Source organism: Variovorax sp. J22R115, from assembly GCF_030317005.1.
In the GTDB taxonomy this organism is placed as follows: Bacteria; Pseudomonadota; Gammaproteobacteria; order Burkholderiales; family Burkholderiaceae_C; genus Variovorax.
Window position 1 is genome coordinate 76,619 of record NZ_JASZYM010000003.1, and the last position, 25,507, is coordinate 102,125.

The window sequence follows — 25,507 nt, forward strand, 5'->3', positions numbered from 1 at the left end:
GCGCCCTCTACCCGCGCCCGACGAAGGGCATCTTGGTGGCCATCACCGTATGGAAGAGCACGTTGGCCTCCAGCGGCAAGTTGGCCATGTAGAGCACCGACTGGCCGACGATGGACACATCCATCACCGGCTCGATCGCGATCTCGCCATTGGCTTGCGGCACACCCTTTGCCATGCGCGCGGCGAGTTCCGTCAGCGCATTGCCGACATCGATCTGGCCCACTGCAATGTCGTACTTGCGCCCGTCCAAAGACGCAGTCTTGGTAAGTCCCTCGACGGCATGCTTGGTCGCCGTGTAGGCGATCGAATTGGGTCGTGGCGCGGTGGCGGAAATCGATCCGTTGTTGATGATGCGACCGCCCTGCGGCGTCTGGGCCTTCATCGTGCGGAACGCCTGCTGAATGCAATAGAACATGCCGCTCAGATTGATGTCGACCACACCGCGCCATTGCTCGGGTGTCCAATCCTCGAACGGCCCGGGCGGGTTGCCCACGCCGGCGTTGTTGAAGAGCAGGTCCACGCGACCGAAGCGCTCGACCGCCGCCGCGAACAGCGCCTGCACCGACTCCGGGTTGGCGACGTCGGTCGGCACTGCAAAAGCTCTCGCGCCAGCGCCCGATTCTTCGGCCACCTGCTCCAGCGGCTCCAGGCGACGGCCCGCCAGCACGACGCTCCAGCCATCGCCAAGCAACGCCAGCGCGGCGGAACGGCCAATGCCAGTGCCCGCGCCTGTGACGATCGCGATGCGGCTCTTCTTCTCGACGCTCATTCGTATCTCCTTTTGTCAACGGCGCGGCTTGCGCCCCTTCATCTTGTTCGCAGCCTTCTTGACGGCAGTCCTGAAGGCCTGCATCGCCGATTGTGGCGCGCCCGCAGCCGCGCGGTCGGACCGCTCGGCCTCAGGCTTGTTTCGCGCGCTGCGCTTGGCCGATGCCTTGGCGGGCACGCCCGTCGACGAAGCGCCCTTGTCTTTCATCGCCCTCGTGCTCAATTCCTCGCCTTCACGCACCAGACGGAAATCGATCTTGCGGCCGTCCAGGTCGACGCGGCTCACTTGCACTCGCACGCGCGTGCCGATGGCGTAGCGAATGCCTGTGCGCTCGCCGCGCAGTTCCTGGCGCTGCTCGTCGAACTTGAAGTACTCGCCCCCGAGCTCGGTGATGTGAACCAGGCCTTCGACGTACATCGCGTCGAGCGTGACGAAGATGCCGAAGGTGGTGGCCGCCGTGACCACCCCGCCATATTCCTCGCCGAGATGCTCGCGCATGTACTTGCACTTGAGCCACGCCTCGACGTCGCGACTTGCCTCGTCGGCGCGTCGCTCATTGGCGCTGCAATGCAGGCCGGCGGCTTCCCACGCCAGGACTTCCTTGCTCGGCGCCACGGTGGCTTTCTGCGGCTTGGACGTGGGCGACTTCACGCGCGAAGCGAGCCGCTTCGCCAGCTTGGCGTGCGCCTCGCCGGGCGTCGGCAGCATCGGCAGCTGGTACTTGGTCTTGCCCAGGATGGCCTTGATCACGCGATGCACGAGCAGGTCGGGATAGCGCCGGATGGGGCTCGTGAAGTGGGTGTAGGCCTCGTAGGCGAGCCCGAAGTGACCGCTGTTGATGGGCGTGTAGATCGCCTGCTGCATCGAGCGCAGCAGCATGGTGTGGATCTGCTGGGCGTCCGGACGCTCCTTCGTCGCGTCGGCAATGGCCTGGAACTCGCCGGGCTTGGGGTCGTCCGTGATCGAGAGACCCACGCCCATGGCCTTGAGGTATCCGCGAAGGATTTCCTTCTTCTCGGGTGTCGGGCCTTCGTGCACGCGATACAGACCGGGATGCTTGCCCTCGGCGATGAAATCGGCGCTGCAGACGTTGGCTGCCAGCATCGCTTCCTCGATCAGGCGGTGCGCTTCATTGCGCGTGCGCGGCACGATCTTCTCGATGCGCCCTGCGTCGTCGCAAATGATCTGCGTCTCGGTGGTCTCGAAGTCGACCGCGCCGCGCTTCGAGCGCTGCTTGAGCAGTGCGCGATAAACGTCGGCCAGGTTCAGCAAGTCCTTGACGCGTTCCTTGCGCTTCAGCGCTTCCGGTCCGCGCGTGTTGCCGAGGATGGCCGCCACTTCGGTGTACGTGAAGCGCGCGTGGCTCCACATCACCGCGGGGTAGAACTGGTAGGCGTAGATCTCGCCATCGGCAGCCACCAGCATGTCGCACACCATGCACAGGCGCTCGACCTCGGGATTGAGCGAGCACAAGCCATTCGACAGCTTCTCCGGCAGCATCGGGATCACGCGGCGCGGGAAGTACACACTGGTCGCGCGATCGTAGGCGTCGATGTCGATCGCCGAGCCGGTCTGCACATAGGCGCTGACGTCGGCGATCGCGACCAGCAGGCGCCAGCCCTTGCCGCGGCCGACCTTCGCGGGCTCGCAATACACGGCGTCGTCGAAGTCGCGCGCGTCCTCGCCGTCGATGGTCACCAGCGGGATGTCGGTCAGATCGATGCGGCCCCTCTTGTCGGCCGGGCGCACCTTGTCGGGCAATGCTTTCGCTTCGGCGAGGCATGCCTCGGAGAACTCGTGCGGCACGCCGTATTTGCGCACCGCGATCTCGATCTCCATGCCCGGATCGTCGATCTCGCCGAGCACTTCCGTCACGCGTCCGACCGGCTGGCCGAACAGCGCGGGCGGCTCGGTCAACTGCACGACCACGACTTGGCCGACCTTCGCGGTGCCAGTCGCACCCTTGGGGATCAGGACATCCTGACCGTAGCGTTTGTCCTCGGGCGCCACGAGCCAGACGCCACCTTCGTGGAGCAGCCGGCCGATGATGGGCTGCTCGGGGCGTTCGACGATCTCGACCACGCGGCCCTCTGGGCGACCACGTCGGTCCTGGCGCACCACACGCGCCTTGACGCGGTCCTTGTGCAGCACCGCACGCATCTCGTTGGGGGGCAAATAGATGTCGGCTTCACCGTCGTCCCGCTGCACGAAACCGTGTCCGTCGCGATGTCCTTGGACCGTGCCTTCAACTTCATCCAGCAAGCCGCTGGTATGGCCTATGTTTTTGATGATATGATCTCTTTCTTTCCTGAAATTCAAAACATAACTGCTTCAGCAGTTATGTGGGCCCAGATGGCGGAATTGGTAGACGCACTAGTTTCAGGTACTAGCGAGTAACATCGTGGAGGTTCGAGTCCTCTTCTGGGCACCAAGTTTATATAGACCCTTCCAGGGTCTCTCGATTCAAGCCACCGGTCTCCGGTGGCTTTTTTCTTGGCCGTCTGATTTGTGACCGGCATCAGATGGGCAGGGCAATCAGATCGTGTCCCTCTGCACCGACGATGCGAGCGCGCGTGAACTCGCCGACCTTCAGCGTTTTGCTGATCTTTTCGGGCGGCAGCAGACGGACGATTCCGTCGATCTCCGGTGCATCGGCATACGTGCGGCCCACGCCCCCCTTGCGCCCCATGCCAGGCGCCGAATCCACCAGCACCTGCATCGTCGCGCCGATGCGCTTGCGCAGCTTGGCGATCGACACGGCTTCCGCGACCTCCATGAAACGCGCGCGCCGGGCTTCTCGCTCGGCCTCGGGCAGCATGCCGGGAATGTCGTTCGCGGCGGCGCCCTGGACCGGGCTGTAGGCGAAGCAGCCTGCACGATCGATTTCTGCTTCGCGAATGAATGCCAGCAGGTGTTCGAACTCCTCCTCGGTTTCGCCGGGGAAGCCAGCGATGAAGGTGCTGCGGATCACAAGCTCCGGACACACTTCGCGCCAGCGCGCGATGCGCTCCAGATTCTTCTCGCCGCTTGCAGGCCGCTTCATGCGCCGGAGCACGTCAGGGTGGCTGTGTTGCAGCGGCACATCGAGGTAAGGGAGCACTTGGCCACTCGCCATCAGCGGAATGACCTCGTCGACGCTCGGATAGGGGTACACATAGTGCAGTCGCACCCAAGCGCCGTAGGGCTCGGCGATCTCGCCCAGCGTGCGCACGAGCTCGAGCATGCGCGTCTTGACCGGCTTGCCATCCCAGAAACCAGTGCGGTACTTCATGTCCACACCGTAGGCGGAGGTGTCCTGGCTGATCACCAGCAGTTCCTTCACACCACCTTCGAACAACGCCTTGGCTTCCGACAGCACATCGCCCACCGGGCGCGACACGAGGTCGCCGCGCATCGAAGGGATGATGCAGAAGGTACACCGGTGATTGCAGCCCTCGCTGATCTTCAGATAGGCGTAGTGACGCGGCGTGAGCTTCAGGCCGGCAATACCGAAGGCCTGCGGCACCAGGTCGATGAAGGGATCGTGCGGCTTCGGCAGATTCGCGTGGACCGCGTCCATCACTTCCTGCGTCGCATGCGGCCCTGTGACCGCCAACACGCTCGGATGCATCTGGCGCACCAAGTTGCCGCCCTCCTCACCCGTCTTGGCGCCGAGACAGCCGGTCACGATCACGCGCCCGTTGCCTGCGAGGGCTTCGCCGATCGTGTCGAGGCTTTCCTTGACGGCGTCGTCAATGAAGCCGCAAGTGTTCACGATCACGAGGTCGGCACCCTCGAAAGTCTTGGAGGTTTCGTAGCCCTCGGCACTCAGTTGGGTCAGGATCAGTTCGGAATCGGTCAATGCCTTGGGACAGCCCAGGCTCACAAAGCCGACTTTGGGGGCTGCCGGCGCGGCAATTCGTTCGGGGGAGGCAACTTCGCTCATATCCCCCTATTGTCCCAGCTATCGGCCACCGTGCCCTATTTCAGGGTCGCTTGATGCCAAACGCACCCAGAACCTGCTCGGTGTTCTTCTGCATCTGCTCCTGCATCTGCAGGAAGACGTTCTTGGACTGCTCGACGTAGTTGCCCATCAACCCTTGCAGCATCGGGGACTGCATGGTCATGAACTTCGACCACATTTCCGGCGTGATGCCCTCGGCCTTTTCGGCCAGTTGCGCCTGAACCTCGGCCATCGCCTGGATGTTCTTCTCCAGATAGGGCCCCATGTAGCTTTGCATCGCCTGGCCGTAGAACCGGATGATGCTGGCCAGCACCTGTTCTGTGAACATCGGCGCGCCACCAGCCTCTTCCTCGAGGATGACCTGAAGCAGGATGCTGCGGGTCAGGTCGTCCCCGGTCTTGGCATCGCGGACCACGAACGACGCCTGGTTCATGACAAGCTGCTTCACCTCGGCAAGGGTGATGTAGCTGGAGGTTTCCGTGTCGTAGAGCCTTCGATTGGGATACTTCTTGATCACCCGCTGGACCGGCTTGACACCGGACTTCTTGCTCTGCACTAGGGACTCCTTGAGATTTCGCACCATGACGCGCGAGCAATTCTAGGGAGCGGTTTTGTTACACCGCGCCAAGGTTTACCCTGACCGACGGAGAGCTTCAGTCCAGAGACGTCGCGTACTCGGCGCCACAGACCTTGCACGAGCCCGATTCGGGACGCTCGCTGGTCGCTTCGCGGTACTGCAACGGACTCTTGATGCCATTGAAAACCCAGCAACGGGGGCAGTGCTCCTGTCCCGCCAGCGGCAGGTAGGCCCGGGCCCGCTGCTCGGCACGCTCGCGGGTGACGGGAGCGCCCTGACGCTCCGTGCGCGCGACGTCTTCCGCCGCCATGGTGCCCGCCCGGCCATTCGCGCGATCGTTCAGCCCGTAGACCACGCGCGCAAATTCAAGGGGCGCCTGTCGCACCAGCGCTGCAATGCGAAGCTCTTCCAGCGAAGGATCGATCTCGGCTGCCGGAGTATTCATCAGTTCCCTGAGTCGGATGCTTGAGCGTGACAAAATGTCAAGTTACCACAACTGAAGGGCGACCCGCCAGTTGCCGAAGGCCATAGTTCCGAGGATGGATCTATGCCGAAGAACTGAGGCTTGAGGAGGTTTTCGATCCGGTGCGCGTCCGGTGGTTAAGCGGACGCTGGATCAAGAAAATTGGTAGGCGCGATTGGACTCGAACCAACGACCCCCACCATGTCAAGGTGGTGCTCTAACCAGCTGAGCTACGCGCCTAAGGATGTGTCCGAGAAGCCGCAATTGTAGCAGGATGCGGAGACCACTTTTCAGCGGCGTCGCGCAGAACGCACACCGGTCACTGCAGCGACCACTGCGAGCACCTGCTTCAGACGCGTCGCATCTGCGATCTCGATGGTGAACGTCATCCACGCGGTGCCCTTCACCGACTGCGTCTGCACGCCGATCACATTCATCTTCTCGCGTGCGAACACGTCGGAGATATCGCGCAGCAGCCCTTGCCTGTCGGCCGCTTCGACAGCGACATCGACCGCATAGACAGAGCCCGCTTCCGCCTTCTGCGCGCCCCACTCCACGTCGATGACGCGCCCGGCATCGCGGCTCGCCATCATGCGGAAGTTGCTGCAGTCCGAGCGATGGATACTCACGCCGTGGCCCTTGGTCACGAAGCCGCGGATGGCATCTGGCGGCGCAGGCTTGCAGCACTTGGCGAGTTGCGTCATGAGCGATGAAACGCCGACTACAAGCACACCACCACGGCCCGACTGCTCGCTGCCGCGCGCCTTCTTGATGATGACGCCGTCGTCCGGCCCCGGTGCAGGTTCGGGCGGACGCAACAGCATCTCGATGTTGCGCAGCGAGAACTCGTCCTTGCCCACCACTTCGAAGAGGTTGTCGGCCGACTTGAAGCCCAACTGCGAAGCAAGATCTTCGAGTTTCAGCGCAGTCTTGCCTTCTCGCTGAAGGAGCTTCTCGACAGCTTCTCGCCCGCGCGCCACGGTCTCATGCGTGATCTGCGCGTTGAACCAGGCTCGTACCTTCGCACGCGCTCGATGGCTTGCGAGGTAACCCAGTTCCGCGTTGAGCCAGTCGCGCGAAGGGCCTCCTTCCTTGGCAGCGATGATCTCCACAGTCTGGCCGTTTTGCAGTGGCGTATTGAGCGGCACCATCACGCCATCGACGCGGGCCCCCCGGCAGCGGTGGCCGAGGCTCGTGTGTACCGTGTAGGCGAAGTCCACCGCCGTCGCGCCTTGCGGCAACTCGACGATCGCGGCGTCGGGCGTCAGAACATAGATGCGGTCGTCGAAAAGGCCCTGCCCCTGCTGCCCGCCGGAGAGGTCGCGCTCCCAAGCTAGCAGTTGCCGGAGCACCGCGATCTTGGCGTCGTACTCGCCGGTCGCCCACACACCAGCATAGCCCTTGTGGCCCGCTTCCTTGTAGGCCCAGTGCGCGGCCACGCCATGCTCGGCGTGGTCATGCATTTCCTCGGTGCGGATCTGGATCTCGATCGGCTTGCCGGCATGCCCGTCGACCACTTCACGCACCACGGTGTGCAGCGATTGGTAGCCGTTGGGCTTCGGTCTGGCGATGTAGTCGTCGAACTCTTCGTCGATCGGCTGGAAATGCGAATGCACCCACGCGAGTGCCGCATAGCAGTCCTTGACGTCGGCGACCACCACCCGCAGCGCCATGATGTCGAACACCTGTGCGAAGTCGAGCGACTTGCCGCGCATCTTCTTGACGATGCTGTAGATGTTCTTCGGCCGCCCCTGCACCGTGGCCTTGATGCCCTCGGCCGCCAGTTCGCGCTCGAGACGCGTACGCAACTGTTCGACGTAACCTTCGCGCTCGATGCGCTTCTCGTCGAGAAGGCGCGCGATGAGCTTGTAGGTCTCCGGCTCGAGAAAGCGGAACGAGAGATCCTCGATCTCCCACTTGACTTGCCAGATGCCGAGTCGGTTCGCCAGGGGCGCAAACACCTGAAGCGATTCGCGCGCCACATTCTCGGGCGGGGGCCGTTTGCTGGCTGCCGCATGGCGCAGCGTCTGAAGACGCGAAGCGAGCCGAAGCATCACGACGCGCAGGTCGCGCGAGAACGCCAACAGCATCTTGCGCACGTTCTCGGTCTGCGTGCCGGCGCCGTCCGCCAGATGCGCATGCGCGGTGGCCGAGCGTGCCTGCTTCTGCACGTGCACCAGCTTGGTGGTCTCGACCGCGAGCGCAGCGAAGTTGTCGCCAAACACCTTGGCGATCACTTCCTGCGGGCGATTCAAGTGCTGGCACGAATAGACCAGATAGCTGGCGGCCTGCATGGCCTCCGACCCGCCCATGGATGCGACGATGGCGGCAACCGCATCGGCATGGGCGAGCGTGTTCTCGCCGGTGTCCAGCGTTTCATCGGCAATCAGCGGTTCGGCGAAAGCGCGTGCGCGCGCCAGCATGTTCTCCATGACCGGCGTGCGCTCGGCCGTGGCTGCCGACAACGGATAGTCGACCACGAGCGATTCCGACGAGGACGGCACGTGCAGGTTGGTCTGTTCGCGCTTCACTGTGTCGAATGCCGGAAGAAGAATGACCGCCGCCCTGTCTGCTTGCGAGCCTCGCGAGGGGCGTGTGAAAAAGCAAGCTCGGTCATGGAAAAGGCGGGGTCGCGATGAAGATAATTCTCTCGTTGCATCCTAATTCATTCGGAGACTGTCATCATGCTCAAAGGCAAAACCGCGCTTGTCACGGGGTCCACCAGCGGTATCGGGCTGGGTATCGCAAAGGCGCTCGCACAACAAGGCGCGAACATCGTTCTCAACGGCTTCGGCGACGTGGAGGGAGCGAAGGCTGAAATTTCCGCGCTCGACGTCCAGGTCGACTACCACGGCGCCGACATGAGCAAGCCTGCGCAAATCGAGGACCTGATGAAGTTTGCGGCCACTCGCTTCGGACATGTCGATGTGCTCGTGAACAACGCAGGCATCCAGCACGTCTCGAACGTCGAGGACTTCCCGATCGAGCGTTGGGATGCGGTGATCGCCATCAATCTCAGCAGCGCCTTCCACACGACCCGGCTCGCCATTCCCGCGATGCGCGAAGCCAACTGGGGCCGCATCATCAACATCGCATCGGCGCACGGCCTGGTGGCGTCGGCGCAGAAGTCCGCGTACGTCGCGGCGAAGCACGGCATCGTCGGGTTCACCAAGTCGGTCGCGCTCGAAACCGCGACCACCGGCATCACGAGCAATGCGATCTGCCCCGGCTGGGTGCTCACACCGCTGGTGCAGAAGCAGATCAACGACCGCTCCGAACGCGAAGGCATTTCCCTCGCGCAGGCCCAGAAGGATTTGCTGGGCGAGAAACAGCCCTCGCTTCAGTTCACGACGGTGGAACAGCTGGGTGGCCTCGCCGTGTTCCTGTGCTCGCCTGCCGCGGAACAGGTCCGCGGCGTCGCATGGCAGGTGGACGGCGGCTGGACAGCACAGTAGCGCTCGCTTACTTGAGCTGCACCGAGCCGGACACGTTGACCATCACGGTCGCCTTGCCGGCTTCGATCGGCACCGAGGTGTCGGAAGCGGCCGCCTTTGCCTCCATCGCCATGATCCGAGGCTGGAAGGGCGCGCCCACGTTGGCGTTGACCGACACTTCGCGCAGCGAATAGCCGCTGAAGCCGAATCGCTTGGCGAGTTCGTCTGCCCGCTGCTTGAAGTTGTCGATCGCCAGGCCCTGCGCCTCGGCCTCCGCCTTGGCCTGCTGCTCTCGGCTCAAGCTAAAGCCGATGTTCCTGATCGTCAGGGTGGAGATGCGGCCGGCCGTCTGCGCGATGCGCGGGAAATCCCGGCCTTCGAGCACGAGTTCGGCCGTGCCCTGCCATCCGGTCAGCGTGCCGTCGCGGTTGCGGCGCGGCGCCAGGTGGAAGTTGCCCGTGCGCACGTCCATCTGGCCGGGCAGAGCGTTCTTTCGTGCCTCTGCCAAGGCCGCGTCGAGCGCTGTCTTGAGTTGCGTCTGCACCGTGGCCGCGTCGGCGGCATCGCGCGAAGTGGACAGCGTCATGCTCAATTGATCCTGCTGCACCTCCCCGGTCGAATTGGCCGACAGCTGGAGCACGTTCTGTGGCTGCGGCAGGGCCAGGGTCTGGGCCGATACGGCGCCCGCGGTCATCAATACGGCACAGGCCGCAATCCATTTGGCATTGTTCAAGACAGCAAATCCTCAGGTGGACAAGAAAATGAAAATGAGCGCCCCGCGGGGGCGCTGCTCAGGGGCGCTGGCTGCGAGGCGCGGCGAGCGCCGCGTCCTTCACCGCGGGCGAAGGCATCATGCGCTCGGCCGGCTGCGGCTCTCCCGACGGGACCGCCTCATGCCGCGTTGCGGCCGATGACTGCAGCGCATCATGCCGTGGCAACCATTGCTGACGCACCTGCTGCCGCAATTCAGCCAGTTCGGCGGGCGTCAAGCGACGGCCGGCGGCCGCCTCTTCACGGCGGACTTCGTCCCGTGTGGCGGCCCGGTGGGCTTCCACCGCACCGCGCAATTCGGAGCGCCGCTGGTCGCTCACCAACCAGAAATCGGGAGACCCGGCCAGGACTGGCAGGCAGCAGCTGGCGAGCAGCAAGGAGAGTGTCAGAGCTTTGAATTTCATGGGATCGTGCGACAGCAAGATGACTGTGCCATCGCTTGACAAGGCACAAGCGTCCGGACGGCTAGCGTCCGCAAGTTTTGTAACTTTGTGTCAATCCGTCGTGTAAAGCACCTCAATGGGGCCTCAACACCCTCAGAATTGGCGCTGTTACAAATTCAGCGTTGTAGAAATGAATCAAACTCCCGCTCGCACAGACAAGATCGTGATCGTCGACGACGACGCCCGCATCCGCGACCTGCTGCGCCGCTACCTGACCCAGGAAGGATTCGAGGTCATCGTGGCGGAAGACGGCAAGGCCCTGAACCGCATCCTCCTCCGCGACACGGTCGACCTGATCGTGCTCGACCTGATGATGCCCGGCGAGGACGGCTTGTCCGTCTGCCGCCGCTTGCGCGCCGCCAACGACCGCACTCCCATCATCATGCTCACCGCCAAGGGCGAAGACGTGGACCGCATCGTCGGCCTCGAAGTCGGTGCCGACGACTACCTCGGCAAACCGTTCAACCCGCGCGAGTTGCTCGCCCGCGTGCATGCGGTGCTTCGCCGCCGTCCGCCGCTGGAGGCGCCGGGTGCTCCGTCGACCGACAACGAAACGGTGAACTTCGGTCCGTTCAGCTTCGACCTCGGCTCCCGCACACTCAAGAAGGACGGTGAAGAACTCTCACTGACCACTGGCGAGTTTGCGATGCTCAAGGCACTGGTACGCCATCCCAGACAGCCTCTGTCGCGTGAAAAACTGGCCCAGTTGGCGCGCGGCCGTGAGTTCGAACCCTTCGACCGCAGCCTGGACGTGCAGATCTCGCGCCTGCGCAAGCTGGTCGAGTCCGACGCCGCGGCACCGCGCTATATCCAGACGGTCTGGGGCGTCGGCTACGTGTTCGTGCCGGACGGCACAACCTGAAGCGCTGACCGTGGCCGCATCGATCGGCCCCAAGACGACTCAGCCGAGCCCTCTCGCCGAGGACAGCACCCAGGCGACCTTGCCCAGCCCGCTGGAGGGCATCGGTTCCCGGCGGCGCCGGTCCAGGATCCAACTGGGCCTGAGTCTCTTTTGGCGGACTTTCTTCCTGCTGGTTCTCCTCCTAGTCGGCTGTACAGTCGCCTGGTTGCAGACCTTCCGTGCGCTCGAGTACGAGCCGCGCGCGATCCAGACTGCGCACCAGATCGCCTCCTTGGTGAACCTGACACGCGCGGCGCTGGTGTATTCCGACGCCATCACCCGCGTCTCGCTGATCAAGACGCTCGCCGACCAGGAAGGCGTGCGCATCCTGCCGCGCGAGCCGGGCGACCGCTTCTTGCCCTACACCAGCGGCGCGCTGGACCAGCGGGTGACGGAAGAGTTGATCGCCCGTCTCGGTGAGGGTACGACCGTGGCCAGTCGGGTCAACGACGAACCTGGCCTGTGGATCGGCTTCACCATCGAGAGCGACACCTACTGGCTGCTGGTCGACCCCACGCGCTTCAGCCGCCTCGACCGGCGCACCTGGATGATCTGGCTGGCGACGACCATGGCGCTCTCCCTGGCCGGCGCGGCGCTGATCACGCGTCTCATCAACCGGCCGCTCAAGCAGCTTTCGCAAGCCACGTTGCAGGTGCGCGAGGGCGAATACGAGGCGCACCGGCTCGACGAGCGCGCCCGCACCAACGAAATCCGGGCGGTGAACGTCGGCTTCAACCGCATGGCCGACCAGCTCGCCAAGATCGAACAGGACCGCGCCGTGATGCTGGCCGGTATCTCGCACGACCTGCGCACGCCACTGGCGCGGCTGCGGCTCGAAACCGAGATGAGCGTGGCCGACGAGGATGCACGCGACCACATGGCAGCCGATATTGCCCAACTCGACGCGATCATCGACAAGTTCCTCGACTACGCGCGGCCCGACCATGTCGACTTCAAGCCGGTGCTGCTGCGCGACGTGATCGATGCCTGCACCTACGCGGTGCAGGACCATGAGGACATCAAGATCAAGGTCGAAGTACCGAACGACCTGCGGGTCATGGCCGACGACGTGGAACTCCAGCGCGTGATCTCCAACCTGGTCGAGAACGCACGCCGCTACGGCAAGACGCCCGCCACCGGCGTCGCCGACATCACCATCCAGGCGCAGGCGCACAACGACGCGGTGCTGATCAAGGTGCGCGACCACGGCGCCGGCGTCGCGCCGGCGCTGCTGTCCCAGTTGAGCAAGCCCTTCTTCCGCGGCGACGTCGCACGGACGTCGGCAGCCGGCGCCGGCCTCGGGCTGTCGATCGTCACCAAGAACATCGAGCGCATGGGCGGCACCTTCGCCCTCACGAGCACGCCCGGCCGCGGGCTGGCAGCGCACATCCGCATGCCCCGCGCCGCTTCAGCCAAGCCCGAAACAGCGCAGCCCAAGGATAAGGAAAAGGAAAAATAGCTCAGGCACTCCGCAAGGCGGGCGCAGCCAATCCCAGAAACCCCGTGGATCCGGCTCCGCCGGGCCGCCGGGGTTGCTCCCTGCAAGGGGGTTGGCGAAGCGACACGAAGTGCGCGAAGCCTGGGGGTTATCTAAAGATCATTGCGATGGCCCGAGCTTCCATCGCCCGCCCCTCGCCCACCGGGCCGAGCTTCTCAGCCGTCTTCGCCTTCACATTGACCTGATTGACCTCCAGGCCGAGCGTCGCAGCGATGCGCTCGCACATGGCCGGAATGTGCGAAGCGAGCTTCGGCGCCTGCGCGATCACCGTACTGTCGACATTGCCGATCTCCCAGCCCGCTGCCCGCACCCGGCGGGCGGCCTCGGCCAGCAGCACAGATGAGTCCGCACCGCGGAACTGCGCATCGGTATCCGGGAAATGTCGGCCGATGTCGCCAAGGGCGGCCGCGCCGAGCAGGGCATCGGTGATCGCATGCAAGAGGACGTCGGCATCCGAATGGCCCAGCAGGCCCATGCTGTGCGGTACTTCGACGCCGCCGAGGATCAATTTCCGACCCGCCACCAGTTGGTGGACGTCCCAGCCCTCGCCGACTCGCAGATTGAAAGCAGTCATGGTGCAGTGCGCCGGCTGCGCAAGAGCGCCTCCGCCAACGCGAAATCCTCTGAGTAAGTGAGCTTGAAATTCTGCGCGCTGCCCGGCACCAGCAGCGGCGCTAGGCCAATCGCCTCGATGGCGCTGGCTTCGTCGGTCACTGCGTCGCCGGCGCGTTCCAGGGCGTCGAGCAGCATGCCGATGCGGAACATCTGCGGCGTCTGGGCCAGCCACTTGTCGGCGCGGGTCGGCGTGCGGACGACGCGGCCCTCGGGGGATGCGACCTTGAGGGTGTCCGCCAACCGATGCGCCAACAGCCCGCCGACGGGGTCGTGCTCGCAGGCGGCGATCAGCACCTCGATCTGCGTCGGCGTGACGAGGCAACGTGCCGCATCGTGCACCAGCACCCAGTCGTGCGGGCCGGCGCCGGCGTCGCGCAAGGCATGCAGGCCGTTTCGCACGGTCGCGGCGCGCGTCGCCCCCCCCACGCGCAGCAGGTGTTCGCCTGCGCCCGGAAAGCGCGGCAGCACGATCCCCACATCCGCGTCGTCCCGCGAGACCACGAGCGCAATCCCCTCGAACCGGCCGACGAGCGCGCGGAAGGCTTCCAGCGTGTGCTCGACCATGGGCCGACCGGCAATCCGCTGGTACTGCTTGGGCCCGACGCTTGCGGCACGACTGCCCGAACCTGCACAGGGGATCAACACGAAAAGACGGGAAGCGGTCATGGATGCAACGGCGGCCAGCGACAAAGGGGCAGCCATTCTAGAATCGCCCTTCACACCCCTCGCCGGCCCGGCGCGGGGTGTTCTGCATTTCCCAGGCACTCCATGGACCTCCCCCATCTCACGGCGGGCAAGCGCTTCACGCTGCCGCGTCCCCCCTTGTCAGCCGATGCGCTGCTGCTGGCGCAACTGGCCGAACGCGAGAAAGCGGCCGGCCGCGCGACGGCCGTATTTACCGCCGACGCGAACGACGCCCAGCGGCTGATCGACGAGATCGCCTTCTTCGCCCCCGAACTTCGGTGCGCGCTGTTCCCGGACTGGGAGACATTGCCCTACGACAGCTTCTCGCCTCACCAGGACCTGATCAGCGAGCGCCTTGCGACCCTCTGGCGCATCAGCCAGAACGAGGCCGACGTCGTTCTGGTGCCGGCAACCACCGCGCTCTACCGGCTGGCTCCTCCCGGCTTCCTGGCCGGCTATACCTTCCATTTCAAGAGCGGGCAGAAGCTGCAGGAGTCGAAGCTCAAGGCCCAGCTCACGCTGGCGGGCTACAGCCATGTGACGCAGGTCGTCAGCCCGGGCGAATACGCGGTGCGTGGCAGCCTGATCGACCTGTTTCCGATGGGCTCGCCCGTGCCCTTCCGTGTCGACCTGTTCGACGACGAGATCGATTCGATCCGCACCTTCGACCCCGATACACAGCGCAGCCTCTACCCGGTGCCCGAAGTGCGCCTGTTGCCGGGCCGCGAATTCCCGATGGACGACGACGCCCGCGCGCGCTTTCGCAGCCGCTGGCGTGAACTGCTCGAAGGCGACCCGACGCGCAGCCGCATCTACAAGGACATGGGCAACGGCGTCGCCACGGCCGGCATCGAGTACTACCTGCCGCTGTTCTTCGAGGAAACCGCGACGGTGTTCGACTACCTGGGCGCCGACACCACCGTCGTGTTGCACGGTGAACTCGAACCCGCCTTCCAGCATTTCTGGCAGGACACGGCCGAACGCTACCGGCTGGTGCGCGGCGACCCCGAACGGCCCGCGCTGCCGCCCGAGGCGCTGTTCTTGAATGCCGAACAGTTCTATCAGCGCGCCAAGCTGCACGCGCAACTGGCGATCCGCGGAGACGCGGCCGCCGATGCGCCTTACGCGGAATTCGACGCCCTGCCCGCCTTCGCCGTCGTCCGTGGCGCCGAGGATCCACTGGTCAAGCTCAAGGAGCACATCCGAACCACGCCGCATCGCGTGCTGGTGATCGCCGAGAGCGACGGCCGGCGCGAGAGCCTGCTCGACTTCCTGCGCGCCAGCGGCGTGGGTCCGCCGGCCTTCGACTCGCTCGCCGAATTCGAAGCCTCGCCGGACGAGAAGATCGGCATTGCAACTGCGGCGCTGGTCGCCGGCTTCGCGTGGCGCGAGCAAGGCATCGACTTCGTCACGGAGACCGAACTCTTCGCCACGGCGCCGGCCACCCGCCGCCGCAACAAGAAGCAGGAACAGGTCAGCGACGTCGAAGCGCTGATCAAGGACCTGAGCGAACTCGCCATCGGCGATCCGGTCGTGCATTCCGCACACGGCATCGGCCGCTATCGCGGGCTGGTCAACATGGATCTCGGCCAAGGCGTGGACGCGGACGGCAAACCGCTGATGCAGGAAATGCTGCATCTCGAATACGCCGACAAGGCCACGCTGTACGTGCCGGTCTCGCAGTTGCACATGATCAGCCGCTACACCGGCGTGAGCGCCGACGAGGCGCCGCTGCACAAGCTGGGCTCCGGCCAGTGGGAAAAGGCCAAGCGCAAAGCCGCCGAGCAGGTGCGCGACTCCGCCGCCGAACTGCTCAATATCTACGCCCGCCGCGCGGCGCGCGAAGGCCACGCCTTCCGCTTCTCGGCGGCCGACTACGAAGTGTTCGCCAACGACTTCGGCTTCGACGAGACGGCCGACCAGAAAGCCGCGATCCACGCGGTCATCCAGGACATGATCTCGCCGCAGCCGATGGACCGGCTGGTCTGCGGCGACGTCGGCTTCGGCAAGACCGAGGTTGCCCTGCGCGCTGCCTTCATCGCGGTCACGGGCGGCAAGCAGGTTGCCTTCCTCGCACCGACCACCCTGCTGGCCGAGCAGCACTTCCAGACGCTGGTGGACCGCTTCGCGAAGTGGCCGGTCAAGGTGGCCGAGATGAGCCGCTTCCGGTCCACCAAGGAAATCACCACCGCCGCCAAGGGGCTGGCCGACGGCACCGTGGACATCGTGGTGGGCACCCACAAGCTGCTCTCGCAGTCGGTCAAGTTCAAGAACCTGGGCCTGCTCATCATCGACGAGGAACACCGCTTCGGCGTGCGCCACAAGGAAGCGATGAAGGCCCTGCGCGCCGAGGTGGATGTGCTCACGCTCACCGCGACGCCGATTCCGCGCACGCTGGGCATGGCGCTCGAAGGCCTGCGCGACCTGAGCGTGATCGCCACCGCGCCGCAGCGACGGCTCGCCATCAAGACCTTCGTGCGCAACGAGGGCACCGGCGTGATCCGCGAGGCGGTGCTGCGCGAACTGAAGCGTGGCGGCCAGGTCTACTTCCTGCACAACGAGGTCGAGACCATCGAGAACCGGCGACAGAAGCTCGAGGAGATCATCCCCGAAGCACGCATTGCGGTGGCACACGGCCAGATGCCCGAGCGCGAGCTGGAGCGCGTGATGCGCGATTTCGTGGCCCAGCGCTACAACATGCTCCTGTGCTCGACCATCATCGAGACCGGCATCGACGTGCCGACCGCCAACACCATCGTGATGAGCCGCGCGGACAAGTTCGGCCTCGCGCAGTTGCATCAACTGCGCGGCCGCGTCGGCCGCAGCCACCACCAAGCGTATGCCTACCTCATGGTGCCCGACATCGAGGGCCTGACCAAGCAGGCCGCGCAGCGCCTCGACGCCATCCAGCAGATGGAAGAACTCGGCTCAGGCTTCTACCTCGCGATGCACGACCTGGAAATCCGCGGCGCCGGCGAGGTGCTGGGCGAGAACCAGAGCGGCAACATGATGGAGATCGGCTTCCAGCTCTACAACGAGATGCTGGCCGAGGCCGTGCGCTCGCTCAAGGCCGGTCAGGAGCCCGACCTGCTCGCGCCGCTGAGCGTGACGACCGAGATCAATCTGCACGCCCCTGCCCTGCTGCCCGACGACTACTGCGGCGACGTGCACCTGCGCCTCTCGTTCTACAAGAAGCTCGCGACGGCGAAGACGCCCGACCAGATCGACACGCTGCTCGAAGAAATCGTCGACCGCTTCGGCAAGCTGCCCCCGCAGGCGCAGACGCTGATCGACGTGCACCGGCTGCGCGTGCTGGCGCGGCCCTACGGCGTGATCAAGGTCGACGCGGCGCCGGGCGTCATCCACATCACGTTCAAGAAGGACCCGCCGGTCGATTCGATGAACATCATTCACCTGATCCAGAAGAACAAGCACATCAAGCTCGCGGGCAACGAAAAGCTGCGCATCGAGCGCGAGCTGAAAGAGCCCAAGGATCGCGCGCAGATGGTGCGCGACATTCTTCGCAGCCTGGGTCAACCCAAAGTACAGGAAGCCACACCGGTATGACCGCCAAGGAAATCTCTCCCGGCCTGATCGTCCAGCGGTTCACGCCGCCGCTCGCGCTCGCCGATTTCAAGCTGATCGCCTTCGACATGGACTCGACGCTGATCAACATCGAATGCATCGACGAGATCGCCGACGCGGTGGGCAAGAAGGCCCAAGTGGCCGCCATCACCGAAGCCACGATGCGCGGCGAGATCAAGGATTTCAAGGAAAGCCTGCGACGCCGGGTGGCGCTGCTGAAGGGCGTGCCCGTCGCCGCGTTGCAACAGGTCTACGACGAGCGCCTGCGGCTCAACCCGGGTGCCGAACATCTGGTCGCCGCGTGCAGGGCTGCCGGACTGAAGGTGCTGCTGGTCTCCGGCGGGTTCACCTTCTTCGCGAACCGGGTCAAGGACAGGCTCGGCATCGACTTCGCCCGCTCCAACCTGCTGGACGAAGCCGATGGACAGCTCACGGGGAGCGTCGTGCAGCAGTCCTGGGGCGACATCTGCGACGGCGCGGAAAAGCGCCGCACGCTGCTGGAAGTGGCTTCGCTTCTCGGCATCTCGCCGGGCGAAACCATCGCCGTCGGCGACGGCGCGAACGACCTGCCGATGATGGGCGAGGCAGGTCTGTCCGTGGCCTATCACGCCAAGCCCAAGGTGCGTGAACAGGCCATGGTCGCCATCAACGAAGGCGGGCTCGATCGCCTGCTCGAAGTCGTGAGGTGAACATCATGAGCGACGCCAAGGACAAGGCCGCGCCCTCTACATCGGACACGGTGCATGGCGACCGGCGCCTGGGCGTCGAGCACGGCGCCATCCACAAGCCGATCCACACCTCGGTGCAGTACGGCTACGAGCGGGTCGAAGACCTGATCGGCGTGTTCCAGGGCACGCTCAAGAACAGCTTCAGCTATGCGCGCCAGGGCACGCCGACGACCGCGGCGCTCGAGGCCAAGATCACTCAACTGGAACAGGGCGTCGGAAGCATCTGTTTCGCAAGCGGCATGGCAGCGCTCGGCGCCATCTTCCTCACGCTGCTGCGCGAAGGCGACCACGTCGTGTCGAGTCAGTTCGTCTTTGGCAACACCAACAGCCTGTTCGGCACGCTCAATGACTTGGGCATCGAGGTCTCGAAAGTCGATGCCGGTGCCGTGGAGCGGGTGCGCGCCGAACTGCGTCCGAACACGCGCATGGTCTTCGTGGAAACGATCGCCAACCCCGGCACGCAGGTTCCGGACCTCGAAGCCATCGGCGCGCTGTGCCGCGAACGCGGGCTGCTCTATGTCGTGGACAACACCATCACCTCGCCCGCCCTCTTCCGTCCGAAGACGGTCGGTGCGGGGCTGGTCATCAACTCGCTGACCAAGACCATTGCCGGGCATGGCGCTGCACTGGGCGGCGCAGTGACCGACACGGGCCTTTTCGACTGGGCCGTCTATCCCAACATCTCACCCAGCTATCGCGGCATCGATGCCCGCCAGCAAGGCTTGCAGCAATTGCGCAAGAAGGGCCTGCGCGACATGGGCGCGACCCTGTCGCCCGAGCAGGCCCACCGCATCAGCCTGGGCGCCGAGACGCTCGGGCTGCGAGTGGCACAGACCAGTGCCACGGCCTTGTCGCTGGCGCGCTTTCTGCAGGGCCACGCGGCGGTGGCGGCGGTTCACTACCCGATGCTCGAAAGCCACCCGCAGCACGCACTGGCCGTGCGGTTCTTCAAGGCGGGTTCGTGGCTGCTGGCCTTCGAGCTGCGCGACAGCGCCAATGTCCTCGCCGTGCTCAACCGGCTGCAACTGCCGATCAAGGCCACCGGACTCGGGGACAACCGCACGCTGATCATCCCGGTGGCGCCGACGATCTACTGGGAAGCGGGTCCGGCGGTGCGCGCGCAGATGGGCATCGCCGACGGACTGGTTCGCGTCTCCGTGGGGCTGGAATCGGCTGACGAGCTGATCGAGGACTTCGCCCGGGCACTGAGTTAGCGCAGGTCAAGGCGGGGGCAACCCTTATCGCGCGAAACGTCTGCGCCGGGACAATGCGGCACACCGTCGAGTCCCCGGAGGTCCCATGTACCCAGGCAAGTATGCGCAGCAGTTCGCCAGCCGCTCTGCTTTCATCATGGCGGGCAGCGGCGAGTCCATGACCTACGCGGAGTTGGAGGCGCGCAGCAATCGCCTGGCGCACCTGCTGCGCGCACAGGGCCTGAAGCGGCTGGACCACTACGCCGTCTTCATGGAGAACAACCGCTACTTCTTCGAATCGTGCGTGGCGGGCGAGCGCTCGGGGCTCTACTACACCTGCATCAACGCCTACCTCACACCCGAGGAGATGGCCTACGTCGTCAACAACAGCGAGTCGACCGTCCTGATCACGTCGGCCGAGAAACTCCCGGTCGCCCGGCAGGCGCTGGCCGACTGTCCGAAGGTCAAGCTGTGCCTGGTGGCCGGCGGCGGCGCTGGTCTCACGGGGCAGGCCGGTGCTGCACGCCTGGTCGACTTCGACGAAGCCGTGACAGGCCTGCCCGACACGCCCATCGACGACGAGTGTCTGGGCACCGCGATGCTCTATTCGTCGGGCACCACCGGCCGCCCCAAGGGCGTGCTGCGGCCGCTTCCCGAGAACCCGCCCAGCGAGCCGCTGGCACTCTTCCACTTCCTGAACAAGCTGTGGCAGTGCGAGGAAGGGATGATCTATCTGTCGCCGGCGCCCCTGTACCACTCGGCGCCGCTGGCCAATGTGTCACTCGCGATCCGCAACGGCGGCACCGTGATCATCATGGAGCACTTCGATCCGCAACAGTATCTGGCGCTGATCGCGAAGTACCGCGTCACGCACACGCAGCTTGTGCCAACCATGTTCTCGCGCATGCTCAAGCTGCCGCCGGAAGAACGCGCAAAGGCCGACCTGTTGACGCTGAAGATCGCCATCCACGCCGCCGCGCCCTGTCCGGCGCAGGTGAAGGAACAGATGATCGAATGGTGGGGGCCCATCATTCACGAGTACTACGGCGCCACCGAGGGCCTCGGGTTCACCGCATGCGACAGCCACGAATGGCTCGCCCACCGCGGCACGGTCGGCAAGGTGCTGCTGGGCGACATTCACATCTTCGACGAGCAGATGCAGCCGGTGCCCAAGGGCCAGTCGGGCGAGATCTGGTTCAAGACCGCATCGCCCTTCGTCTATTTCAACGACCCGGAGCGCACGGCGCTCACCCGCTCGCCCGACGGAACGATGAGCACGGTGGGCGACATGGGCTACCTCGACGATGACGGCTTTCTCCACCTCACCGACCGCTCGACCTTCATGATCATCTCGGGCGGCGTCAACATCTATCCGCAGGAATGCGAAAACCTGCTGATCACGCATCCCAAGGTGGCCGATGCGGCGGTGTTCGGCGTGCCCAACAAGGACCTGGGGGAAGAAGTGAAGGCGGTGGTGCAGACGCCGCCGGGCGTGGCTCACACGCCCGAGTTGGCGGCCGAGCTGATCGAGTTCTGCCGCTCGCACCTCGCGCACATGAAGTGCCCGAAGACGGTGGACTTTACCGGCCAGCTACCCAGACTGCCCACCGGCAAGCTCTACAAGCGCACGCTGCGCGATGCGTTCTGGGTGGGGCACGCCAGCCGCATCGTCTGACGACGCTGTCCGCTCAGAGCGCCGCGCCGAGGCGCGCGATGCCTTCCTGGATCTTCTCGACGTTGGCCGTGGCGAAGCTCAGGCGCAGCGTCGCGAGATCCGGCTTCTCGGCGAAGAACGGCGCGCCGGGCACGAAGGCCACGAGCTTCTCGATGGCGCGCTTGGCAAACACGTTGGCGTCGGCCACCTTGCCGTTCGCGCCCGTGAGGCGCGCCCAGAAGAACAGGCCGCCGCCTGGCTGCGTGAAGGTGATGGCGTCGCCCAGCTCCTTCTGCAGCGCCGCACGCATGGCCTGCGCACGTTCGGCGTAGACCTTGCGCACGTTGGCCAGCGTGGCCGGCATGCGGCCGCTCTTGAGGTATTGCGCTGCGGTCGCCTGCGCGAAAGTACTGGTGTGTGCGTCGCTGAACTGCTTGCACATGGTCGCCTTCGCGAGCAGCTCGGCGGGGCCGATCAACCAGCCGATGCGCAGGCCCGGGCTCAGCACCTTGCTCAGGCTGCCGCAGTGCGCGACGAGTTCGCGGCTTCCGGGCACGTCCTTGGTGAGCGACATGATCGAAGGCGGCGGGGCCTTGTCGAAGTAGAGGTCGCCGTAGGGGTCGTCCTCGACGATCAGCGTCTGGTGCTTCACGGCCATTTCGAGCACCTTCTTGCGGCGCTCCAGACTCAGCATCGCGCCGCTGGGGTTGCCGAAGGTGGGGATGAGGTAGACGAACTTCGGCTTGTGCTCGGCAATGAGCTTTTCGAGCTCGTCGGTGCGCACGCCGTTGGCGTCGATCGGTGCGCTGATCAGTTGCGCGCCATAGAGGCGAAAGCACTGGATGGTCGCAAGAAATGTCGGTCCTTCGACGATCACCTTGTCGCCGGGAGAAATGAGCGTCTTGCCGAGCAGGTCGAGTGCCTGCTGGCTGCCGGTGGTGACGATAAGGCCAGTGGGATCGACGTCGACGCCCTTGGTCTTCATGAAGGCGCTGAGTTGCGCGCGCAGCGGCTCGTAGCCTTCGGTCGCGCCGTACTGCAGGGCGCCGCCGGCTTCTTCCGAAAGGGCCTTGGCGCTCGCATCCTTCAGCCCTTCGACGTCGAACATCGCGCTGTCCGGAAAGCCACCTGCAAAGCTGATGATGCCGGGCGTGCCGAGCAGCTTGAAGAGTTCGCGGATGGCGGAGGTTTCGACGTTGTCGAGGCGGGAGGCGAATTGCATGGGAACCTTCTGTCGGAGAGTTGCAGCCATTCATTGTCGCAGCGGCGCCCATGGCCCCTGTGTCGCTTCAAGCGCGAACCATGATCCATTGCTTCGCGGCTTCGAGATCCGACGCAGGAAAACGCTTGATCTCGGCCGAAACGAAATGCGAAGCCAGGTGCTCGGCGGCCTTCCCCATTGCGGAATCAGTGACGACGCCGATCTTCCTGATGTGCTTGTGATGATCTCGCACGAAGCGGAAGTGCGCGACCATTGCGCCCAGACTTTCCCAGCCTGGAAACGCAGGCGCTTCAATGACGATGCCGGCGATATCGCCTGTCTGCTCTATGTAAGGGTCGACCGTTTTCGCCAACTCGGCAAAGTCGCCCAGTTGCAGGGCGCCTTTGACGCGCACATACAGGATGGAATGCGTGGTGTCGAAGGTGTGTTCGATCATGTGTTTCTCCTCCGTGCAGATTCAGTCCGGCAACGACCAGGCGGGACCTGAATGTCGCATTTTCCCGCCCCGTTGAACACTCGTCGGCACGAAGCCGCGCCCGCGGTGTATGGTCCTGACTCGCGGTGCCATACCGGCACTGGCCTGCCAGGAGGTTTCTGCCATGGCCTTGCGAATTCGTGTCCCAGCCCTGACGATGCTGCTCACGGCGGCCCGGGAGCGCCAGAGCCGGACGCGCCCGTGATCGCCATGCGGGGCCGAATCCTTGCGTCGCTTCGCGGCTATCGGATCGAATGGTTGTCGCGCGACCTCGTCGCCGGTCTGATGCTGGCGGCGATCGCCATTCCCGGGCAACTCGCCACGGCGCGGCTTGCGGGAATGCCGCCCGAGACGGGCATCTATGCGTTTGCTGCCGGCTCGATCGCATTCGCGATCTTCGGCGCCAACCGCTTCATGTCGGTCGGGGCGGACTCGACCATTGCCCCGATCTTCGCCGGCGGGCTGGCATCGATCGCCGTTGCCCACGGTCATGACCATGTGCAACTCGCCCCGCTCTTCGCACTGCTGGTCGGCACTGTGCTCATCGTGATCGGGCTGCTGCGCGCCGGATGGCTCGCGACGCTGTTGTCCGTTCCGGTCACCACGGGTTTTCTTGCAGGCATTTCGATCCATATCGTCGTCGGCGAACTGCCCACGCTATTGGGGGTCTCCGACGAGAAGGGACACCTTCTCGTTCGGCTCGCCCACGTCATCGGCCAGGTGCCACACGCCAATCCCGTTTCATTGGCCTTGGGCGCCGGCGTCCTCTGCGTCACCCTGGTCGCGTCCCGCATCAGTCCCCGGATCCCAGGGGCGCTTCTGGGCCTGGTCGGAGCCGGCCTGGCGACGGCGCTATTCCATCTCGAGACGCGCGGCGTCAGCCTGCTGGGCCCACTGGCCGTGACGCTGCCACACGTCTCCTTGCCGGGTCTGCCGGGGATGGAGGAGATCGGCCGAATGGTGCAACTGGCGTTGGTGGTCGCCATGGTTTGCGTCATGCAGACGGCGGCGGTGGCCAGTACCTTTCCGTCCGACGAGGGCAAGGTCGAGGATGTCAGTCGTGATTTCGGCGCGGTCGGGGCTGGAAGCGTCGCAGCCGCGCTGATCGGCGCCTTTCCCGTCAACGCCAGCCCGCCTCGCACGGCGATCGTGCGCGAGTCCGGAGGGCAAAGCCAGTTGGCGGCTCTCGCGGCGGTGGCGCTGGTGGTCGCGTTGGTGATCGCGGCGTCGGGATTGACGGCCTATGTGCCCCATGCCGCGCTGTCCGGCATCCTCCTCTACGTCGCCTGGCGCATCTTCCGCATCAGCGAGATGCGCCAGATCCATCGCCGGGGCGGACTCGAAATTCTGCTGGTGGCGGCGAGCGCCGCGCTCGTCATTGCGCTGCCGATCGAGACCGGCATGCTGCTGGCCATCGTCATGTCTTTCGTGCACAGCCTGTACATCGTCGCGCGGCCCTACTGCGTCGAGCTGGCGCGCGTACCCGGCAGCACCGTCTGGTGGCCCCCGCTACCGGACGCGCCGTTCGAACACGAGACCGGGGTGCTCGTCTTCGCCCCTGGCGCGCCGCTCAACTTCACCAACTGCGAGCGCATTTGCGCCGAGATACGTGCCGCCATCGCCCGGCAGCGCGAGCCCGTGAAGCTGCTGGTCATCGAAGCCAACGGCATGATCGACATCGACTACACGGGCTCGCAGGTCCTGCGACGCGCCATCGCGAAGTGGCAAGACGCCGGCATCGTGGTGGCCATGGCCCGGCTGTCCGCTGGCCGTGCGCGCGATCAGGCCCTTCGCACCGGCCTGATCGAGGCGATTGGCCCGGAGCGCGTGTTCATGTCGGTCGAGGAGGCCGTGCGAGCACTGTCATCGTCCCGATCGCCTGGGACAGCGCCGGCCTAAACTCGCGGCCACGATGAAAAAAACCGAGATCGAATCCTTCTTCGCCACGCTCCAGGCCGCGAATCCGACACCGGAAACCGAACTCGAATACAGCACGCCCTTCGAACTCCTCGCGGCGGTCCTGCTGTCCGCGCAAGCGACCGATGTGGGCGTGAACAAGGCCACGCGCAAGCTATACCCGGTCGCGAACACGCCGCAGGCGATTCTCGATCTCGGTGTCGAAGGGCTGGAGAGCCACATCAAGACCATCGGTCTCTACCGCAGCAAGGCCAAGCATCTGATCGAGGCCTGCCGCATGCTGGTGGAGCAGCACGGCGGCGAGGTGCCGAAGACGCGTGCCGAACTCGAAGCCCTGCCCGGGGTAGGCCGCAAGACCGCCAACGTGGTACTCAACGTGGCCTTCGGGGAGCCGACGATGGCGGTCGACACGCACATATTTCGCGTCGGCAATCGCACCGGCCTGGCACCGGGCAAGACGCCGCTGGAGGTCGAACTGAAGCTCGAAAAACGAGTGCCACCGGCATACCGGCTGCACGCGCACCACTGGCTGATCCTGCACGGGCGCTATGTCTGCGTGGCGCGCAAACCTCTGTGCTACCAGTGTGCGGTCGCGCCCTATTGCGACTACAAACCCAAGACGCCGGCGCCCTGAT

The 25,507-nt window shown here is 65.0% G+C and carries 21 protein-coding genes and 2 tRNA genes; 10 read left to right on the plus strand and 13 right to left on the minus strand.

What is annotated here, in order from left to right; translation table 11 throughout:
- Positions 1–7 precede the first annotated feature (7 nt).
- Together QTI04_RS05745 and rnr are read right to left on the minus strand one after the other, a co-directional pair.
- On the minus strand, positions 8–769 hold the full coding sequence (locus QTI04_RS05745; RefSeq protein WP_286599040.1) for an SDR family oxidoreductase: 762 nt from the start codon (positions 767–769) through the stop codon (positions 8–10).
- A 15-nt stretch (positions 770–784) separates the two neighbouring features.
- Positions 785–3,031, minus strand: a complete 2,247-nt coding sequence (rnr, locus tag QTI04_RS05750; RefSeq protein ID WP_286614500.1) for a ribonuclease R — start codon at positions 3,029–3,031, stop codon at positions 785–787.
- Between the two features lie 84 nt (positions 3,032–3,115).
- Between rnr and QTI04_RS05755 the strand changes: the two genes are divergently transcribed.
- A tRNA-Leu gene (locus QTI04_RS05755) sits at positions 3,116–3,200 on the plus strand.
- Between the two features lie 87 nt (positions 3,201–3,287).
- Here the strand turns inward: QTI04_RS05755 and rimO are convergent.
- From rimO to QTI04_RS05780, 5 genes are all read right to left on the minus strand, one after another.
- The gene (rimO, locus tag QTI04_RS05760) at positions 3,288–4,694 is read right to left on the minus strand and encodes a 30S ribosomal protein S12 methylthiotransferase RimO (RefSeq protein ID WP_286614501.1); all 1,407 of its coding nucleotides are present in this window, start codon (positions 4,692–4,694) and stop codon (positions 3,288–3,290) included.
- Between the two features lie 40 nt (positions 4,695–4,734).
- On the minus strand, positions 4,735–5,295 hold the full coding sequence (phaR, locus tag QTI04_RS05765; RefSeq protein ID WP_286599044.1) for a polyhydroxyalkanoate synthesis repressor PhaR: 561 nt from the start codon (positions 5,293–5,295) through the stop codon (positions 4,735–4,737).
- A 70-nt stretch (positions 5,296–5,365) separates the two neighbouring features.
- Positions 5,366–5,734 carry a hypothetical protein gene (locus QTI04_RS05770; RefSeq protein ID WP_286599046.1) on the minus strand — a complete coding sequence of 123 codons (369 nt, stop codon included), beginning with the start codon at positions 5,732–5,734 and terminating at the stop codon, positions 5,366–5,368.
- 181 nt (positions 5,735–5,915) lie between these two features.
- Positions 5,916–5,992, minus strand: a tRNA-Val gene (locus QTI04_RS05775).
- A gap of 50 nt (positions 5,993–6,042) precedes the next feature.
- On the minus strand, positions 6,043–8,184 hold the full coding sequence (locus QTI04_RS05780) for a bifunctional (p)ppGpp synthetase/guanosine-3',5'-bis(diphosphate) 3'-pyrophosphohydrolase (RefSeq protein WP_286599289.1): 2,142 nt from the start codon (positions 8,182–8,184) through the stop codon (positions 6,043–6,045).
- A gap of 252 nt (positions 8,185–8,436) precedes the next feature.
- On the opposite strand from QTI04_RS05780, the gene QTI04_RS05785 reads away from it, so the two are divergent.
- Positions 8,437–9,207 carry a 3-hydroxybutyrate dehydrogenase gene (locus QTI04_RS05785; RefSeq protein ID WP_286614502.1) on the plus strand — a complete coding sequence of 257 codons (771 nt, stop codon included), beginning with the start codon at positions 8,437–8,439 and terminating at the stop codon, positions 9,205–9,207.
- Positions 9,208–9,214: 7 nt separating this feature from the next.
- On the opposite strand, the gene QTI04_RS05790 is transcribed toward QTI04_RS05785, so the two are convergent.
- Both QTI04_RS05790 and QTI04_RS05795 read right to left on the minus strand, forming a co-directional pair.
- Complete coding sequence (locus tag QTI04_RS05790) at positions 9,215–9,880, minus strand: SIMPL domain-containing protein (RefSeq protein WP_286614847.1); 666 nt, start codon at positions 9,878–9,880, stop codon at positions 9,215–9,217.
- A 97-nt stretch (positions 9,881–9,977) separates the two neighbouring features.
- The gene (locus tag QTI04_RS05795) at positions 9,978–10,379 is read right to left on the minus strand and encodes a hypothetical protein (protein WP_286614503.1); all 402 of its coding nucleotides are present in this window, start codon (positions 10,377–10,379) and stop codon (positions 9,978–9,980) included.
- Positions 10,380–10,530: 151 nt separating this feature from the next.
- Here QTI04_RS05795 and ompR point away from each other — a divergent pair, with 151 nt between their 5' ends.
- Both ompR and QTI04_RS05805 read left to right on the plus strand, forming a co-directional pair.
- Positions 10,531–11,262 carry a two-component system response regulator OmpR gene (gene ompR, locus QTI04_RS05800; RefSeq protein ID WP_088956805.1) on the plus strand — a complete coding sequence of 244 codons (732 nt, stop codon included), beginning with the start codon at positions 10,531–10,533 and terminating at the stop codon, positions 11,260–11,262.
- Between the two features lie 79 nt (positions 11,263–11,341).
- Complete coding sequence (locus QTI04_RS05805) at positions 11,342–12,760, plus strand: sensor histidine kinase (protein WP_286614848.1); 1,419 nt, start codon at positions 11,342–11,344, stop codon at positions 12,758–12,760.
- Between the two features lie 127 nt (positions 12,761–12,887).
- Here QTI04_RS05805 and ispF read toward each other — a convergent pair whose 3' ends face one another.
- Together ispF and ispD are read right to left on the minus strand one after the other, a co-directional pair.
- Positions 12,888–13,373 (minus strand): 2-C-methyl-D-erythritol 2,4-cyclodiphosphate synthase, encoded by a 486-nt coding sequence (gene ispF / locus QTI04_RS05810; protein ID WP_286614504.1) that lies wholly within the window; start codon positions 13,371–13,373, stop codon positions 12,888–12,890.
- Positions 13,370–14,116 (minus strand): 2-C-methyl-D-erythritol 4-phosphate cytidylyltransferase, encoded by a 747-nt coding sequence (gene ispD / locus QTI04_RS05815; protein WP_286614505.1) that lies wholly within the window; start codon positions 14,114–14,116, stop codon positions 13,370–13,372. The genes ispF and ispD overlap by 4 nt, the downstream gene beginning before the upstream one ends.
- Positions 14,117–14,182: 66 nt before the next feature.
- Here ispD and mfd point away from each other — a divergent pair, with 66 nt between their 5' ends.
- From mfd to QTI04_RS05835, 4 genes are all read left to right on the plus strand, one after another.
- Positions 14,183–17,665, plus strand: coding sequence for a transcription-repair coupling factor (gene mfd / locus QTI04_RS05820; protein WP_286614506.1), 3,483 nt, complete (start codon positions 14,183–14,185; stop codon positions 17,663–17,665).
- Entirely contained in the window at positions 17,662–18,372 is a 711-nt protein-coding gene (gene serB / locus QTI04_RS05825) for a phosphoserine phosphatase SerB (RefSeq protein ID WP_286614507.1), read from the plus strand. The genes mfd and serB overlap by 4 nt, the downstream gene beginning before the upstream one ends.
- Before the next feature lie 5 nt (positions 18,373–18,377).
- Positions 18,378–19,625 carry a cystathionine gamma-synthase family protein gene (locus tag QTI04_RS05830; protein WP_286614508.1) on the plus strand — a complete coding sequence of 416 codons (1,248 nt, stop codon included), beginning with the start codon at positions 18,378–18,380 and terminating at the stop codon, positions 19,623–19,625.
- Between the two features lie 85 nt (positions 19,626–19,710).
- Positions 19,711–21,279 carry an AMP-binding protein gene (locus QTI04_RS05835; RefSeq protein WP_286614509.1) on the plus strand — a complete coding sequence of 523 codons (1,569 nt, stop codon included), beginning with the start codon at positions 19,711–19,713 and terminating at the stop codon, positions 21,277–21,279.
- 13 nt (positions 21,280–21,292) lie between these two features.
- Here the strand turns inward: QTI04_RS05835 and QTI04_RS05840 are convergent, their stop codons facing one another.
- Both QTI04_RS05840 and QTI04_RS05845 read right to left on the minus strand, forming a co-directional pair.
- Positions 21,293–22,480, minus strand: coding sequence for a PLP-dependent aminotransferase family protein (locus QTI04_RS05840; protein WP_286614510.1), 1,188 nt, complete (start codon positions 22,478–22,480; stop codon positions 21,293–21,295).
- A 67-nt stretch (positions 22,481–22,547) separates the two neighbouring features.
- Positions 22,548–22,916 (minus strand): STAS/SEC14 domain-containing protein, encoded by a 369-nt coding sequence (locus tag QTI04_RS05845; RefSeq protein ID WP_286599059.1) that lies wholly within the window; start codon positions 22,914–22,916, stop codon positions 22,548–22,550.
- Positions 22,917–23,165: 249 nt separating this feature from the next.
- Between QTI04_RS05845 and QTI04_RS05850 the strand changes: the two genes are divergently transcribed.
- Both QTI04_RS05850 and nth read left to right on the plus strand, forming a co-directional pair.
- On the plus strand, positions 23,166–24,854 hold the full coding sequence (locus QTI04_RS05850; protein WP_286614850.1) for a SulP family inorganic anion transporter: 1,689 nt from the start codon (positions 23,166–23,168) through the stop codon (positions 24,852–24,854).
- 13 nt (positions 24,855–24,867) lie between these two features.
- Positions 24,868–25,506, plus strand: coding sequence for an endonuclease III (nth, locus tag QTI04_RS05855; protein WP_286614511.1), 639 nt, complete (start codon positions 24,868–24,870; stop codon positions 25,504–25,506).
- Position 25,507: the final 1 nt, after the last annotated feature.